The organism is Micromonospora sp. CPCC 205561, assembly GCF_036906775.1.
Classification (GTDB): domain Bacteria; phylum Actinomycetota; class Actinomycetes; order Mycobacteriales; family Micromonosporaceae; genus Micromonospora.
Genome location: NZ_JBAKHV010000061.1, coordinates 1 through 15,642, shown reverse-complemented (window position 1 = coordinate 15,642; position 15,642 = coordinate 1). Strand labels below are relative to the sequence as shown.

The window sequence follows — 15,642 nt, the reverse complement described above, 5'->3', positions numbered from 1 at the left end:
GCCCGCCGGGTCAGACGACCAGGGCCAGCCACTTCCGGTACGACGTGGCGAACGGCTCGGTGCCGTCGCCCAGCGCGCCGAGGAGCCACCGGGCCGCCGCCTCGGCCTGCGCCACCACGTCGTCGGGGTAGCCGTAGCGGACCCGGTGCTCGGCGAACTCGTCCTCGTCGCGCAGTTCCACCGCGCCGGTCGCCCGGCGGCGCACCACGTCCAGGTCGAGGTCGACGAGGTGGACGGTGTCCTCGCCCTCCCACCGGGCGGGGCTGGCGATGTCGCAGTAGACCTCGCTGGTCCGCGGCGGCGGGTTGAACATGCCGGTCCACCAGGCCTGGTGCGGCACCAACAGGACGAACGGGATCTGCTCTACCGACGGCCGTCCGTGGTAGACGGACTTCGTCCCCTCGGTCACGCCGAGCCAGACGCCGAGGTCGTCCTCGGCGAGGCGCCGGGCCGGGTAGTCACGGTGGGCGCTGCCGTCGTACTTGCGGTAGATCACGCGGACCACGTCGCTCGGCATGAGTCGCACCCTAACCGATACCGCCCACCGGCCGCCGTACGGAAGTAACCGCGCGCGGTCGCGGGGATGCCGTACCGTGACGACGCCACGCCCGGATCCGCGCGACCGCTGTCGGGGCCGACGGGTACCGTCGCACGGTGACTCCGCGCCTCGCCACCGGCTCCGCCGCCCCCTCTCCCCGCGCCGGAGGCCGGCGGCGGGGCTCCCGGCCGAGCGGGGCCGAGCTGCTCGCCGCCGCGGTCGGCGCGGTGCCGGGCGGGGCGGCCCGCCCCGGGCAGCAGCAGATGGCGACGGCCATCGAGGAGTGCGTGCGGGACCGCGAGCACCTGCTCGTGCAGGCCGGCACCGGCACCGGCAAGTCGTTGGCCTACCTGACGCCCGCGCTGACCGTCGACGGCCCGGTGGTGGTCTCCACGGCCACCCTGGCGTTGCAGTCCCAACTGGTCGACCACGACCTGCCCCGGCTCGCCGACGCCGTGGAGCCCGTTCTCGGGCGCCGGCCGACCTTCGCGGTGCTGAAGGGGCGGCACCACTACCTCTGCCTGGCCCGGCTGGACAACTCCACCGAGGACGAACCGGAGGACACCCTCTTCGACGCCCCGGCGGCGCGTCCCGGCGGCGCGACGCGGTGGCTGGGCGAGGCGGGTCGGCTCGGCAAGCAGGTCCAGCGGCTGCGCGACTGGGCGGAGAAGACCGACACCGGCGACCGCGACGAGCTGGATCCGGGCGTCGACGACCAGGCCTGGCGGCTGGTCTCCATGCCGGCCCGGGAGTGCGTCGGGGCGACCCGCTGCCCGTTCGGCGCGGAGTGCTTCGCCGAGGCCTCCCGGGCGCGCGCCCGGGAGGCCGACATCGTGGTCACCAACCACAGCCTGCTCGCGGTGGACATGCTCGCCGGCCGGCACATCGTGCCGCCGCACAAGCTGCTCATCGTCGACGAGGCGCACGAGCTGGCCGACCGGGTCTCCTCGGCGGCCCAGGCCGAGCTGGTGCCCGAGCTGATCGACCGCGCCGCGAAGCGGGCCCGTCCGCTGCTGCGGCCGGAGACCGCCGACTCGCTCGCCGCGGCGGGCGACGCCCTCGCGGTCGGGTTGGCCGAGGCGCCGGCCGGGCGGATCACCTCCGGGCTGCCGTCCGCGCTGCGCCAGGCGTGCACCCTGCTCGACGCGGCCACCCGGGCCGCGCTCGACGCGATCGGCGACGTCAAGTCCGACGACCCCGACCCGGTACGCAAGCAGCAGGCCAAGGCGGTGCTCGACGAGCTCTCCAGCACCGCGCAGCGGCTGCTCGACGAGGCCGACCACGACGTGGCCTGGGTGGAGAAGAACGACAACACCGGCCGCCGGGCGCTGGTGGTCGCGCCGCTCTCCGTGGCCGGCACCCTCGCCACCCACCTGTACGACGAGCGCACCGTCGTCGCCACCTCGGCGACCCTGACGTTGGGCGGCCGGTTCGACACGGTGGCCCGGGCGCTCGGGCTGGAGGCGCCCGAGGCCGACCCGCCGTCACCGGCCGCCGCCGCGCTGGCGGCCCGGACCGCGTCGGGGCGTTCCGGCGGGCGGGGCGAGGGCGGGTCGGCCGGGCGTGGGCACCCGCAGGGCGTCGGCCCGGCCGGAGGGGACGGCACGGCGGGGGGTCCGGCCACGTCCGGGCCCGGCTGGCGCTCCCTCGACGTCGGCTCGCCGTTCGACTACGCGCGCCAGGGCATCCTGTACGTCGCCGCGCACCTGCCCCGCCCCAGCGTCTCCGGGCTCCCCGACGCGGCCGGCGAGGAGCTGATCACGCTGGTCACCGCGCTCGGCGGGCGTACGCTCGGCCTCTTCTCCTCCCGACGGGCCGCGCAGCAGGCGGCGGAGCTGCTGCGCGCGCGCACCGACCTGCCCGTGCTGCTCCAGGGCGAGGAGGCGCTGCCGCTGCTGGTCCGCCGGTTCCGGGAGGAGAAGTCCAGTTGCCTGTTCGGGGTGATGTCGCTCTGGCAGGGCGTCGACGTGCCGGGCGACGCCTGCCAGCTGGTGGTCATCGACCGGCTGCCGTTCCCCCGGCCCGACGAGCCGCTGGCGGCGGCCCGGGCGGCGGCGGTGGACGCGGGCGGCGGGTCGGGCTTCGCCGCGGTCAGCGTGCCGATCGCGGCGGTCCGGCTGGCCCAGGGCGTGGGCCGGCTGATCCGCTCGACCGGCGACAGGGGCGTGGTGGCGGTGCTCGACTCGCGGCTGGAGTCCGCCCGGGGCTACGGGCCGTTCCTGCGTCGCTCCCTGCCGCCGTTCTGGTACACCACCCGGCCGGAGGTCGCCCGGGGTGCCCTCGAACGCCTCGCCGGGGCCTGAGCTCTCCGCGACCGCGTCCCGCACGCGCGGAACCGGGGGCCTCGCCCTCGGCGGGCCCCCGGTTCCGGGAGGGTCACGCGCGGCCCGGTGCGGGACGCGTGGGTGCGGACGGGTGCGGTCAGGGGGCCTGGGAGGCCACGACGACGGCGTCGGGCGGGGTGTCCGGCACGGTTCGGGCGGCGAGCCGGCGGACGGCCGTGTTGAGCACGGCGATCAGCGGCACCGAGACCAGCGCGCCGGTGATCCCGGCGAGGACCACGCCGGCCGCGATCCCGATGATCACCGCGAGCGGGTGGATGGCCACCGCCCGGCCCATGATCAGCGGCTGGAGGAGGTGCCCCTCCACCTGCTGCACCCCGATCACCGCGCCGAGGATGATCAGCGCGGTCACCGGGCCGCTGTCGACCAGCGCGACCAGGACCGCGACGACGCCCGAGAGCGTCGCACCGACGATCGGGATGAACGCGCCCAGGAAGACCAGCGCGGCGAGCGGGAAAGCGAACGGGATGTCGAAGATGACCAGGAAGACGCCGATGCCGACCGCGTCGATGAAGGCGACCAGCACGGTCGCCCGGACGTAGGCCACCAGGGTCGCCCAGGACGCCCGCCCGGCGTCGTCGACCTTCCAGCGGGCGGCCACCGGGAGCAGGCGGACCACGAAGCGCCAGATCCTGGTGCCGTCACGCAGGAAGAAGAAGGTCGCGAAGAGCACCAGCAGCGTGCCGGTCAACACCTCGGCCAGCGTGGCGGCCGTGGAGAGGGCACCGCTGGTAAACCTCTCGGTGTTGTTGTTGATCCAGTCCTGGCCCTCCTCGATGTAGTTGTCGAGTTGGCCGTCCGAGAGGTGCAGCGGGCCGGTCTTGAGCCAGTCCTGGATCTGCCGGACGCCCTCGGAGGACTTCTTGCTCAGCTCCGGCACGCCCTGGATGAACTCGTTCACCACCAGCGTCAGCGTGCCGATCACCCCGGCCAGGCCGCCGACCAGCACGACCGCCGTCGCCAGCGACCGGGGCAGGCGGGCCCGCAGCAGCCAGCCGACCGCCGGCGCGAGCAGCGCCGAGAGGAGCAGCGCGATCGCCAGCGGGATGACCACGATCCGGATGGTGCCGACGATCTTCAGCAGGGCCCAGGCCACGACGCCGACCACGATGAGCCGCCAGGACCAGGCCGCGGCGATCCGCAGCGCGTGCGGCACGTCCGCGTCGTCCCGGCTGGAGGTGGAGGTGTGCGTGGCGCCGGGCGACGCCGCGCCGAGCACGGTCGCGGAGGGCCCCGCCGCCGGCCCGGGGGACGTCGGCGAGGCCACGCCGGCCGGTTCGGGAACGTCGGCCGGCTCCGTACGGCGTGCCCGCGCGGACTCCCGGCCCGACTCGTACGCGTGACGGAGCCGTCCGCGTATCCGCTCGAAGCGGCTCAAGCGCACCTCCTGGCAAGAGAACCGGCCCGGCCCACGCCGGTGGGCGGACAGGATACGTCCGACGACGCCACCGTAGGGCAGGTCTGCCACACAATGCCCCAGCCCCCCGGTGCGTAACCGCCCACGACCGGCCGACCGGGACACGGTAGCGTTTCCGGCGTGACCGCCGACCAGAATCTCGACTCCGGGCTGCCGATCCGCCTGCTGCACGACCGCGTGCTGGTGCGGATGGAGGGGAGCGAGGGTGAGCGACGCTCGACCGCCGGAATCGTGATCCCGGCGACCGCCGCCGTGGGCAAGCGCCTCGCCTGGGCCACCGCCGTGGGCGTGGGGCCGAACGTGCGCGCGATCGTCTCCGGCGACCGGGTCCTCTTCGACCCCGACGACCGCTCCGAGGTCGAGCTGCACGGCCGCGGGTACGTGCTGCTGCGCGAGCGCGACGTGCACGCCGTGGCCGCCGAGCGGATCGAGAACGACTCCACCGGCCTCTACCTCTGATCGCGCCCCCGCCCGCCCCGGATCGGGGCGTCGGCGTCGTTTGCCTCGCCCCCGGCCGGGAAGCCAGCCGCACCACCGGCCTGGGGAGGGACGATGCCGGTATTCGTGAAGAAGCTCTTGATCTGGGGGAGCGTCGCGTTCCTGATCTACTTCATGGCCTTCCGGCCGGAGGGCGCGGCGGAGATGTTCAAGGCGATCGGGGCGGGCCTGATGGCGATGGCGCAGGGCCTCGGTGACTTCCTCACCAGCCTGATGACCTGACGACCCGGGGCCGTCCCTGACCGAGGAGCGGCTCCGGTCGGGTCGGGCCGGGGCCGGCCCGACGCCCGCGTCGAGGCCGACCGCGTGACGCGTAGGTCAGGGACGGCCGGGCGGCCAGGCTGCCGGCGGCGGCGGGCCGCCGTACCAGCCCGGTGCGCCGTGACCGGCCGGGTAGGCCGGGGGCGGCGGCGGGGCGAGGATCACCGGGATCGGCACCACGGGCTCGTCCGGTGCCTCGACGACGCGCTGCGAGCCGTCCGGGAAGCGCAGGTGGTAGCGGCTCCCGTCCCAGATCCCCGCCGGCGCCTGCGGGTCCCTGCCGACGAAGAACGCCCGGTACGCGCCGATCGACTCCAGCAGCTCGCGTTCCTCCCGCGCGGTCCGCTCGCGGTCCGCCGGCCGCCGGTCCAGGCCGCGCAGGGCGCCGTCGCGCAGCAGCGCCAGCCGGGTCGCGGCGAACTGGTAGCCGCGCATCGCCTTCAGTCCCGCGTCGCCGGCCACCCGCTTGGCCCACGCCCGCGCCGCGTGCCGGCGCCCCAGGCTGCTCAGCGCCGCCACCTCGGGCGGGGTGAGCCAGCCCGCTCGGACGTAGTCCGGCAGGGTCCGCTCGGTGAGCCGCCCCTCCCAGGCGCGCAGCCACACGGCGAGCCCGACCATGCCGAAGAAGACCGGCACCATCACGCCGATGAAGCCGTACAGCATGATCAGCATCTGGCCGGTGGCCTGGGTGAGCGTCGGCAGCAGGTTCCAGAGGCCGTGCAGCATCATCGCCAGCAGCAGGCCGGCGATCGGGGCGAGCACCCGGACCCACCGGTCGGCGGCGCGCGCGGCGATCCCCAGCCCCACCCCGGTCATCGAGGTGAAGAGCGGGTGGGCGAAGCCGAAGAGCAGGATCCGGACGATGAAGACGGCGATGACCTGCTGCGCGCCGGTCGCGGGGCCGTACCGCTCCACGCCGGTGGCGTAGCCGTAGCCGCCCAGGTAGAGGATGTTCTCCACCATGGCGAACCCGATCGCGGAGAGCCCGCAGTAGACCAGGGCGTCGGTGATGCCGGAGATCTCCCGGCGGCGGAAGATCAGCAACAGGATCGGCCCGAGCGCCTTGGTCAGCTCCTCGATGAACGGCGCGACCAGCACCGCCGTCAGCGCGGTCGGCAGCCCCCACGCCTCGAAGCGCCCGGCCCAGAACTCGTTGACGGTCAGCGAGGCGGCGGTGGAGACGAACGCGCCCCAGGCGAAGCAGAAGACCAGGTACTTCAGCGGCTCCGGTTCGTAGCGGTCCAGCCAGAGGAAGCAGCCCACCAGCACCGGAACCGGGAGGATCGCGGCGACCACGCCGATCAGCAGCGCCTCGGCGCCGAGGTTCTCGCCCAGCGTGAAGACCATGAACAGCGCGCACGCCGCGATGAACAGGACGGTCGCGGCCAGCACCAGGAACCGACGCCAGCCCAGCCGGCGCAGCGGCATCCGGGGAGCCCCGCCGGCCGGCGGGACGGCGGGCGCGGTCGGCGACGGCGGCAGGGGTACGCCGGGCGGGGTGTCGGCCATGCGGTCAGCGTAACCACCGCGGGCCGGCTGGTCCGGGCGCATTCGCCCGGCTATGCTGCCCGCAGGTCACGAGCGCCAGCGTCAAGCCCCGGCTTGCTGGCCGGCAACCCTCGTCGAGTTCGCGGTGGGGTGCCCCGGGTGATGACCGGGCCCGGCCCGTGAACCGCGCGCCGGGCAAGCGCGGACCCCGCCCGTGTGTGCCCACCCGGGGTCCCTGGACCCGGAGGTCGGCCATGACCGTCACTCTCGTACCCCCGCCCGCGCCGCGGCCGGCCGCCGCCGTCGGGCCGCTCGACGTGCTCGGCGTGCCCGGCCAGGTCAACCTGGACTACGCGGCGACCGCGCCCTGCGCGCGGGTCGCGGCCGACGCGGTGGCCGAGCTGCTGCCCTGGTACGCCAGCGTGCACCGTGGCGCCGGAGCCCTGTCGCGGCGCTGCACCCTCGCCTACGAGCGCGCCCGGCAGACTGTCGGTGACTTCTTCGGCGCCCGCGCCGACGACCACGTGGTCTTCACCCGCAACACCACCGACGCGCTGAACCTGCTGGCCCGGGCCCTGCCCGCCGGCACCACGGTGGTGACCTTCGGCGGTGAGCACCACGCCAACCTGCTGCCCTGGCCGCGCGGCTCGGTCCGGCTGCCGGTGCCCCGGGAGCCGGCCGAGGCGGTCCGCGCGCTGGCCTGCGCGCTCGCCGAGCTACGCCGGCCCGGCACGGGGGGCGGCCCGCGCCCCGCGCAGGGCCCGCCGGTGCTGGTCGCGGTGACCGCCGCCAGCAACGTGACGGGCGAGCGCTGGCCGGTGGCCGAACTGGCCCGGGTGGCGCGGCGGCACGGGGCCCGGATCGCCGTGGACGCGGCGCAGCTCGCCCCGCACGCGCCGGTGGACGTCGCCGCCCTCGGCGTCGACTACCTCGCGGTCTCCGGTCACAAGCTGTACGCGCCGTTCGGCGCGGGGGTGCTGGTCGGGCGGGCGGACTGGCTGGACGCCGCGCCGCCCTACCTGGCCGGCGGGGGCGCCACCAGCCACGTCGGGGCGGCCACCCACGATGTACGGTGGTCGGCCGGCCCCGGCCGGCACGAGGCGGGTACGCCGAACCTGCTCGGCGCGGTCGCGCTGGCCGCGGTCTGCGCGGCCCTGGCCGACGCGGACCGGGGGGCCCTGCACGACGCCGAGCAGGCCCTGCTGGCCCGGCTGCGCGAGGGCATCGCGGCCCTGCCGCACGTGGTGGAGCTGCGCACCTTCGGGCCGGGCGCGCCCCGGGTGGGCATCGTGTCGTTCGCGGTGGCCGGCCGGGACTCGGCGGAGGTGGCGGCCGAGCTGGCCCGCGCGCACGACATCGGGGTACGGGACGGCCTCTTCTGCGCCCACCCGCTGGCCCGGCGGCTGCTCGTCGAGGCGGCGACGCGCAGCGGCCGGCGGGACCTGCCGCCGACCGCCCTGCGCGCCAGCATCGGCCTGGGCAGCACCGCCGCCCACGTGGACCGGCTGCTCGCCGCCCTGGCCGCGCTGGCGTGACGTGGCGGCCCGCCGCCCGGCCGCCCGGCCGCCCGGCCGCGCCGATCTTGCACTTGCCGCCCCGACAATCCGGACTCAAGCCTCACCTCGAAGGCCGAAAGTGCAAGATCGCGAGGGCGGGGGCGAGGGCAAGGGGCGAGGGGCGGGGGCGAGGGGCGGGGCGGGGCGGGGCGGGGGCGTGGGGCGGGGCGGGTCAGCCGAGTGGGGGTGTGGCGGGGGGTCTTGGGGCGTCGCTCCGCTCCCCCGCGTCCCGCGGCCGGTCCAGGTCGCCGAAGGACTGGCGCACCCCCCGGTTAGCCTCCTCCTGCGTGAGGCCCGAGGCCACCATCAGGTCGCTGGCCGTGGTACGCACCTGCGCGACCACCACGCTGCCGGAGAAGCCGACCCCGTCGGCGTACGCTCGGCCGGCCTCGCTGACCGCGCGCAACGCCCGCTCCCGCGCCTGCTCCGGTTCCTCCCCGACCGCGAACTCGTGCTTGAGCAGGCGTACCGACTCGGCCAGGTGGGCCAACGCGTCCGGCATCGACTCGGGGACGGGCTCCTCGTCCTCGATCAGGGTGACGGCGCGCCGGATCAGCGTGCCGGCGTTGCGCATCGCCCGGTCGAGCGGGTCGGCGGCCTCGGCGTAGTGGGTCAGCTCGTCCCTCCGGTGCCACCGGGCCGGCGAGAGCATGGCGGTCTCCTTCGCCCCCTCGATCGCCTCGGTGAAGGTGGAGAGCTCGTCCTGGTTGTTGCGGAGCCGTTCCAGGGCGCGTTGCGCCTTCTCGCGGTCGCGGTTCCGCAGGGCCTCCGCGGCGGCGTCCAGCTGGTCGGCGAGCAGGTCCAGGGCCGGCCGGGCGGCCCGGTTGATGATCCGCAGCGGATTGAGCGGCAGCAGGATCGCGGTGACCAGCAGCGCTATCCCGCCGCCGACGAAGGCGTCGACGAACCGGGGTATCTCCAGGTTCTCGGTCGACGGGCTGAGCGTCACTATCAGCACCGCGGTGGCCGCCGCCTGGATGACGATGGCCACGCTGGCGCCGGCGAAGATCGTCAGCAGGATGGCCAGGGTGACCACCAGACCCAGCTGCCACGGCCCGGTGCCGAGCAGGTAGATCAGGAAGTCGCCGACGGCGACCCCGACCGCCACCCCCACGATCAGCTCCATGGTGCGGCGGAACCGCTGACCGACCGAGACGGCGAGGGTGCCGACGGCGGAGATCGGCGCGAATACCGGCTGCGGGTTGCCCAGCAACTCGTGCGCCGCCAGCCAGGACAGCCCGGCGGCGAGACCGGCCTGCACGGCGAGGCCCAGCGCCATCCGGACCCGGTGCAGGCGGTCGTGCAGGGTGGCCTTGCCGTGGTGCCGCAGCTGCCGCAGCGCCTCGGCGATCCGGACCTCGTCGATCTCCGCCGCCCGGTCGCGCAGGATGACGCGCCGCACCAGCGAGCGGCGACGATCGCGGGCCACGGCCATGGCGGGGACTACCCGCGCCACGCCGGGTGAATCCTCGGCGCCGGCCGCGGTGCGGCACACTCGGCGCGTGGCGGAGCTTCTGGACCGGTGGCGGGCGGCGGCCCAGGGAGCCGGGGCGACCGACCCGGTTGAGTTGGCCCGGGCCGGCGGGGAACTGCTGGCCCGCTGGCGGGAGCCGCACCGGCACTACCACACCACCGGTCACCTGACGGCCGTCCTCGACGTGGTCGACGCCCACGCGTCCGCCGCCGGTCGGCCGGACCTGGTGCGCCTCGCCGCCTGGTGCCACGACGCGGTCTACGACCCGCGCGCCGAGGGCGACGCCAACGAGCGGCACAGCGCGGCGCTCGCCGGCACCCTGCTCGCCCGGTCGGGCCTGCCGGCCGATGCCGTGGACGAGGTGCGCCGGCTGGTACTGCTCACCGCCGGGCACGCCGTCGACCCGGGCGACGCCGACGGCGCGCTGCTCTGCGACGCCGACCTCGCCGTCCTGGCCGCGCCGCCCGAGGCGTACGACCGCTACGCCGCAGCGATCCGCCGGGAGTACGCGCATGTGCCCGACCCCGCCTTCCGGGCCGGCCGGGCCCGGGTGCTCGCCGGGCTGCTCGCCCTGCCGGCGCTGTTCCGGCTGCCAACTCTGGCCAACCGTTGGGAGCCCCGAGCCCGCGCGAACCTGACCCGCGAACTAACAACCCTCCCCCCACCCCCCTGACCCCCCGCTCCCCTCCCACCCTCCCGTCCCCTCCGAGCGGCGATCTTGCACTTTCGGCCCGGACGAAAGCCGCGAGTCCGACGGCGGAAGGGCAGGAAGTGCAAGATCGCGGGGTTGGGGGGTGCGGGGGGGGAGGGTCAGGGGGTGGGGGTGGGGGTGGGGGGTCGGGGGGCCAGGTGCTTGGGGCGGCGGAGGCCGGAGTGGCGGAGCAGGCGCACCAGTTCCCGGCTCGGCACCACGCGGGCACCCAGCCAGACCGCCATCGCGAACTGCTCGGCGGGGATGTCGTAGTGGTCCCGGTCGAAGCCTCGCCGGGGCGCACCCAGCGCCTCGGCGAAGGCGTGCAGCTCGGCGTGGGAGACGTCGCTGATCAGGTGCGACCAGAGCCGTCCCCGCCACGGCCAGCCGGGGCGGTCCAGGTAGAGCATGTCGGCCAAAGTACCCCGCCCGAGGGCCGGTTGGTCATCGCGCGGGACCGACCGTAGCCTCGGCGACATGGCCCGATCCCCCCTCCTCGACGACCTGCGCGCGGCGCTCGGCGACGACGCCGTGCTCACCGACCCGGACCTGCTGCGGATGCACGAGCGGGACGAGGCCGACCTCTGTGCCTCCGGCACGCCCCTGGTGGTGGTCCGTCCCCGCGGCACCGGGCAGGTGGCCGCCGCGCTGCGGGCGGCCGCGCGGTACGGCGTACCGGTGGTGCCGCAGGGAGCACGCACGGGGCTGGCCGGCGCGGCCAACGCGGTCGACGGCGCGCTGGTGCTGAGCACCGTCGCGATGGACGCGATCCTGGAGATCGACCCGGTGAGCCGGATCGCCGTGGTGCAGCCCGGCGTGGTCAACGCGACGCTCGCCGCCGCCGTGGCGAAGCGGGGGCTGTGGTACCCGCCCGACCCGGGCTCGTGGGAGTCCTCCACGATCGGCGGGAACGTCGCCACCAACGCGGGCGGCATGTGCTGCGTCAAATACGGCGTCACCACCGAGTACGTGCTGGGGCTGGAGGTGGTGCTCGCCTCCGGCGAGGTGCTGCGCACCGGCCGGCGCACGGCCAAGGGAGTGGCCGGGTACGACCTCACCCGGCTCTTCGTCGGCTCGGAGGGCACCCTCGGTGTGATCACCGAGGTGACCGTGGCGCTGCGGCCCGCCCCGGCGGAGTCGCTGACCATGGTGGCGGTCTTCCCGTCCACCGCCGCCGCCGGGGCGGCGGTCGCCGAGATCGCCGCCCGGGGGCTCACCCCCAGCCTGCTGGAGCTGCTCGACCGCACGCACCTGCGGGCGATCGAGGCGTACCGGCCGATGGGGCTGCGGACGGACGCGCATGCGCTGCTGCTGGCCTCCGCCGACACCGGCCCGCGGGCCGCCGACGACCTGGCGGGGCTGGCCGCGGTCTGCGAGGCGGTCGGCGCCGACGAGGTCTACGCGGCCACCGACGCCGTCGAGGCGGCGGCCCTGTTGCAGGCCCGCCGCCTCGCGCACCCGGCGATGGAGAAGTTCGCCGCGGAGACGTACCCGGGCGGCAACGGCGGCCTGGTCATCGACGACGTGGCGGTGCCCCGGGGCGCGCTGGCGGCCCTGCTCGACGGGGTGGCCCGGATCGCGGCGGAGTGCGACGTGCCGATCGGCGTGGTCGGCCACGCCGGGGACGGCAACATGCACCCGAACATCGTGGTGGACCGGGCCGACCCGGCGAGCCTCGAACGCGGCCGGCGCGCGTTCGACGCGATCATGCGCCTCGGCCTGGACCTGGGCGGCACCTGCACCGGCGAGCACGGCGTCGGCCTGCTCAAACGGGACTGGCTGGCCCGCGAGATCGGCCCGGTCGGCGTCCGGGTGCACCAGGCGATCAAGGCCGCGTTGGACCCGGCGGGGCTGCTCAACCCCGGCAAGGTCCTCTGACCCCGCGCCGGCCCGGAGGAGGGCCCCGACCGGGACACGGGGGCACGGGCCCGGACACGGGAGGCGCCGGTCGGCCGGGTTCGCCGGGCTGACCAGGCTCGTCAGGCGGTCATCTCGGCCGGGGTGGCCTGGGTCAGCAGCAGCAGGATCTCGTTGGCGATCGGCGGGTGCTCCTCGCCCGGGCAGTCCTGGGACGTGATCGGGCCGGCCGCGGTGAGCAGGCTGGAGGTCAGCGCGGCGATGCAGGTGACCTGGTAGCGACGGGCCTGGTCGGTCTCCCGCGCCAGCCCCGGGTCGGCGAGCAGGCCCTGGAGCCGGGCGACGTGCTCCGGGCCGAGCACGCCGGTCGACGTCACGCCGTCGCCGGCGCAGTCGACGCACTCCCACCTGCCGTCCCGCTCGACGTTCAGCGTGCGCAGCGGGCCTTCGGAGCCGACCTTCTGCAACAGGCTGACCCGGCCCTGCTCGGCGGTCGCCGCGCCGGCGGACCCGGGTCGCGCCGGCCCGCTGCCGGCCGGACCCGCGGCGGGCTCGTCGTGCGCGCTTCCGGGCAGCGCGCAGCCCGCGAGCGCGGCGGCCAGCAGGGCGGCGACGGACAGGGGTACCAGAGGCGACCAGGAAGCGGAACGCACGCGCCGGAACCTATCCCACCGTAGGTAACGGCCGTAACCCACGAACCGGTCCTGGGCGGCGAACCTAGGGGTACCCGGGTGGGTGGGTCAGCGGGACGAGAACGGCAGTTCGGCCGGGTCGTCGTCCGCGCCCCGGTCCGCCGCGAAGCCCCGTACGTCGGGCGCGCCGAGCCGGGCCGCGTCGGCGGTGGCGTCGTCCGGCATCAACTGGGACTGGCGTTCCGCCTCCACCCGGGCCCGGTAGTGCTCCACCTCGCGGGCCCGGGTGGCCTCGTCCCAGCCGAGCACCGCGCCCATCAGCTCGGCCGCGTGGCCCACCGACTCCAGGCCCCGGTGCGCCGTCTCGAAGGAGATCCGGGTCCGCCGGGTGAGCACGTCCTCCAGGTGCAGCGCCCCCTCGGACCGGGCCGCGTACGTCACCTCGGCGGCCAGGTACTCCGGCGCGCCGGCCAGCGGGGAGGCGAGCAGCGGCTCCGCGTCGATCAGCGCGAGCACGTCGAGGGTCAGGGTGCCGTAGCGCTCCAGCAGGTGCTCGACCACCCCGACCGGCACCCCGTGCCGGCGGGCCAGGTCCGCCCGGTCCCGCCACATCGCAGGGTAGCCGTCGGCGCCGAGCAGCGGCAGGTCGGCGGTGCGCGACGGGCGTACGGCGCCGAGCCGGTGGGCGGCCCGGTCGACCACGTCGGAGGCCATCACCCGGTACGTCGTGTACTTGCCGCCGGCAACCAGCAGCAGCCCGAGCATCGGCTCGAAGACGGCGTGCTCGCGGGAGAGCTTGGAGGTGGAGTCCGCCTCGCCGGCCAGCAGCGGGCGCAGCCCGGCGTAGACCCCCTCGATGTCGGCCGTGGTGAGCGGCCGGTCGAGCACCGCGTTGACCTGGTTCAGCAGGTATTCGATGTCCCGCGCCGAGGCGGCCGGGTGGGACCGGTCCAGGCGCCAGTCGGTGTCGGTGGTGCCGATGATCCAGTGTCCGCCCCACGGGATGACGAAGAGCACGCTGGTGGCGGTACGCAGGATCAGCCCGGCCTCGCCGGTGATCGCCGAGCGGGGCACCACCAGGTGCACGCCCTTGGAGGCCCGGACGCGGATGCCGGGGCGCAGCCCGACGTCGTTCAGCATCCGCGACATGTCGTCGCTCCACACGCCGGTGGCGGCGATGACGGTGCGGGCGCGTACCTCGAACTCGGCGTCCGGGGAGCCGGTGGGCGCCTCCAGGTCGCGGACCCGGACGCCGGTGACCTCGCGGGCCTGCCGGATCAGCCCGACCGCCCGGGCGCTGTTCACCACGGTCGCGCCGAGGCTGGCCGCCGTACGGGCCAGCGTCACCACCAGCCGCGCGTCGTCGACCTGGCCGTCGTAGTAGCGGATCGCGCCGGCCACCGCGTCGGCCCGCAGGCTCGGGAAGACCCGGCGGGCGCCCTCGCGGCTCAGGTGCCGGTGCAGCGGCATGCCGCGGCCACCGCCGAAGATCCCGGCGAAGGCGTCGTACGCCGCCACGCCGGCGCCGTAGTAGGAGCGGCGGAACACCCGGGCGGGCAGGCCGCGCACGCCGCGCCCGTCGGGCAGCGGGACCAGGATGGGCACCGGCCGGACGAGGTGCGGCGCCAGTCGGGTGGCGAGCAGCCCGCGCTCGGTGAGTGCCTCGTGCACCAGGTGGAACTCCAACTGCTCCAGGTAGCGCAGGCCGCCGTGGATGAGCTTGCTGGAGCGGCTGGAGGTGCCGGCGGCGTAGTCGCGCGCCTCCACCAGGGCCACCTTCAGTCCCCGCGAGGCGGCGTCCAGGGCGGCCCCCGCCCCGGTCGCGCCACCGCCGATGACCAGCACGTCGAAGCGTTCGGCGCGCAGGCGGCGCAGGTCGGCGGCCCGGCGCTCCGGGGAGAGCTGGCCGGCCGTCGTTCGGGACACGTTGGGGTCACGCACCCGTCCACGGTAACCGTCGCCGCCGTCGCGCGGCACGGGCCGTCCGCGCCGTACTGTCTGGGAATGGAGATCGGCCCCCCGTTCCCCGCTGGTCAGCCCGCACCCCGCCCCCCGGGCGGTCCGGGGCGGTCGAGCCCCTGGGCCGTGGTGGCGGCGGCCGTGACCGGCTGCTGGGCCGTCGGGTTCGTCGTCGTCGGCCAGTTGGGCGGGTGGCTGGCCGACCAGGTGCTGCTCGCCTCCGGCCTGGACCGGGCGGCCTGGCTGTGGCCGGCGGTGGCCCTGGCCACCGTGCTGCTGGTCGGCGCGCCCGCGCTGGCGCTGGCCCTGCTGCCCCGCTCGACGGCGGTCCGCGCCACCGGCCGGGCCTGGCTGGCGGCGGTGCTCGTGCTCGCCGCGCTGACGCTGCCGCGGGCCGTGCCGCCGGTGCACCACGAGGCGTACCTCGCCGCGCTGGCCGGCGCGGCGGCCCTGGCCACCCTGCTGCTGGGCGTGCTCTCCGGCCGCCGCGCGGCGGCCCGGGCGCCCCGGGTCTCCGCGTGGCCCGCCACGCTGCTCGGGGTGGCCGGCGGGCTGGCGCTGCTGCTGCCCTGGGTCTGGTGGGGGGCGCTCGGCGGGCTGCTGGAATCCGTGCTCGCCGGGGTGGCCGCCGCCGCGCTCGGCGCGCTGGCCGGGGCGCTGCTCGACGACGCCCTCTGGTCCCCGTTCACCGTCGGCGAGCCGCCCCGGCCGGCCCGGCTGGTGCTGGTCGGCGGGTTGGTCGCCGGGGTCGTGCTGCTGCTGCTCGCCGCCGGCGTCGGGCATTCCGGCGCCCAGCTTCCCCTGCTGCTGATCCTGCCGCCGGCCGGCTTCGCGCTGGCGGCACTGCGCGCCGCGGCCCGCCGCCCGCCGCCCGCCGCGCCGATCGACCCGGCAAGCGCCGTGCCCGCCGCGCCGACCGGCCCGCCGGG

Annotated in this window: 12 protein-coding genes, 3 pseudogenes and 1 riboswitch; of the genes and pseudogenes, 8 read left to right on the top strand and 7 right to left on the bottom strand. The window is 76.1% G+C overall.

Features of this window, described 5'->3' with window-relative positions; all coding sequences use genetic code 11:
* Positions 1 to 10: 10 nt before the first annotated feature.
* Positions 11 to 517: a DUF402 domain-containing protein gene (locus V6V16_RS24105; RefSeq protein ID WP_334565517.1), complete on the bottom strand. Its 507-nt coding sequence runs from the start codon at positions 515 to 517 to the stop codon at positions 11 to 13.
* A gap of 66 nt (positions 518 to 583) precedes the next feature.
* Between V6V16_RS24105 and V6V16_RS27955 the strand changes: the two are divergent.
* Together V6V16_RS27955 and V6V16_RS27950 are read left to right on the top strand one after the other, a co-directional pair.
* A pseudogene (locus V6V16_RS27955) lies at positions 584 to 2,007 on the top strand (ATP-dependent DNA helicase); the annotation flags it as partial.
* Between the two features lie 138 nt (positions 2,008 to 2,145).
* Positions 2,146 to 2,841: pseudogene (locus V6V16_RS27950) on the top strand (ATP-dependent DNA helicase); the annotation flags it as partial.
* Positions 2,842 to 2,959: 118 nt separating this feature from the next.
* On the opposite strand, the gene V6V16_RS24095 reads toward V6V16_RS27950, so the two are convergent.
* Positions 2,960 to 4,402 (bottom strand): AI-2E family transporter, encoded by a 1,443-nt coding sequence (locus V6V16_RS24095; RefSeq protein ID WP_442934145.1) that lies wholly within the window; start codon positions 4,400 to 4,402, stop codon positions 2,960 to 2,962.
* Positions 4,403 to 4,417: 15 nt separating this feature from the next.
* Here V6V16_RS24095 and V6V16_RS24090 point away from each other — a divergent pair, with 15 nt between their 5' ends.
* Both V6V16_RS24090 and V6V16_RS24085 read left to right on the top strand, forming a co-directional pair.
* Positions 4,418 to 4,756 (top strand): GroES family chaperonin, encoded by a 339-nt coding sequence (locus tag V6V16_RS24090; protein WP_334565515.1) that lies wholly within the window; start codon positions 4,418 to 4,420, stop codon positions 4,754 to 4,756.
* Positions 4,757 to 4,849: 93 nt separating this feature from the next.
* Entirely contained in the window at positions 4,850 to 5,017 is a 168-nt protein-coding gene (locus V6V16_RS24085; RefSeq protein WP_176737359.1) for a hypothetical protein, read from the top strand.
* Positions 5,018 to 5,113: 96 nt separating this feature from the next.
* Here the strand turns inward: V6V16_RS24085 and V6V16_RS24080 are convergent, their stop codons facing one another.
* Positions 5,114 to 6,607, bottom strand: a complete 1,494-nt coding sequence (locus V6V16_RS24080; protein WP_334565511.1) for a PrsW family intramembrane metalloprotease — start codon at positions 6,605 to 6,607, stop codon at positions 5,114 to 5,116.
* Between the two features lie 22 nt (positions 6,608 to 6,629).
* Positions 6,630 to 6,752, top strand: a riboswitch (SAM riboswitch).
* Between the two features lie 46 nt (positions 6,753 to 6,798).
* On the opposite strand from V6V16_RS24080, the gene V6V16_RS24075 reads away from it, so the two are divergent.
* Positions 6,799 to 8,079, top strand: a complete 1,281-nt coding sequence (locus V6V16_RS24075; protein ID WP_334565510.1) for an aminotransferase class V-fold PLP-dependent enzyme — start codon at positions 6,799 to 6,801, stop codon at positions 8,077 to 8,079.
* A 193-nt stretch (positions 8,080 to 8,272) separates the two neighbouring features.
* Here V6V16_RS24075 and V6V16_RS24070 read toward each other — a convergent pair whose 3' ends face one another.
* A complete protein-coding gene (locus V6V16_RS24070; RefSeq protein ID WP_334565553.1) occupies positions 8,273 to 9,529 on the bottom strand; it encodes an FUSC family protein in 1,257 nt (418 codons plus the stop codon).
* 73 nt (positions 9,530 to 9,602) lie between these two features.
* On the opposite strand from V6V16_RS24070, the gene V6V16_RS24065 reads away from it, so the two are divergent.
* Positions 9,603 to 10,247, top strand: coding sequence for an HD domain-containing protein (locus V6V16_RS24065; protein ID WP_334565509.1), 645 nt, complete (start codon positions 9,603 to 9,605; stop codon positions 10,245 to 10,247).
* Positions 10,248 to 10,384: 137 nt separating this feature from the next.
* Here the strand turns inward: V6V16_RS24065 and V6V16_RS24060 are convergent, their stop codons facing one another.
* Positions 10,385 to 10,675 (bottom strand): DUF4031 domain-containing protein, encoded by a 291-nt coding sequence (locus V6V16_RS24060; protein ID WP_334565507.1) that lies wholly within the window; start codon positions 10,673 to 10,675, stop codon positions 10,385 to 10,387.
* 67 nt (positions 10,676 to 10,742) lie between these two features.
* Here V6V16_RS24060 and V6V16_RS24055 point away from each other — a divergent pair, with 67 nt between their 5' ends.
* Positions 10,743 to 12,143, top strand: coding sequence for an FAD-binding oxidoreductase (locus tag V6V16_RS24055; RefSeq protein ID WP_334565505.1), 1,401 nt, complete (start codon positions 10,743 to 10,745; stop codon positions 12,141 to 12,143).
* Between the two features lie 101 nt (positions 12,144 to 12,244).
* Here the strand turns inward: V6V16_RS24055 and V6V16_RS24050 are convergent, their stop codons facing one another.
* The gene (locus V6V16_RS24050) at positions 12,245 to 12,775 is read right to left on the bottom strand and encodes a hypothetical protein (protein WP_334565503.1); all 531 of its coding nucleotides are present in this window, start codon (positions 12,773 to 12,775) and stop codon (positions 12,245 to 12,247) included.
* A gap of 87 nt (positions 12,776 to 12,862) precedes the next feature.
* Positions 12,863 to 14,680, bottom strand: coding sequence for a glycerol-3-phosphate dehydrogenase/oxidase (locus V6V16_RS24045; protein ID WP_334565552.1), 1,818 nt, complete (start codon positions 14,678 to 14,680; stop codon positions 12,863 to 12,865).
* A gap of 78 nt (positions 14,681 to 14,758) precedes the next feature.
* Between V6V16_RS24045 and V6V16_RS24040 the strand changes: the two are divergent.
* Positions 14,759 to 15,642 (top strand): annotated as a pseudogene (locus tag V6V16_RS24040) (S8 family serine peptidase); the annotation flags it as partial.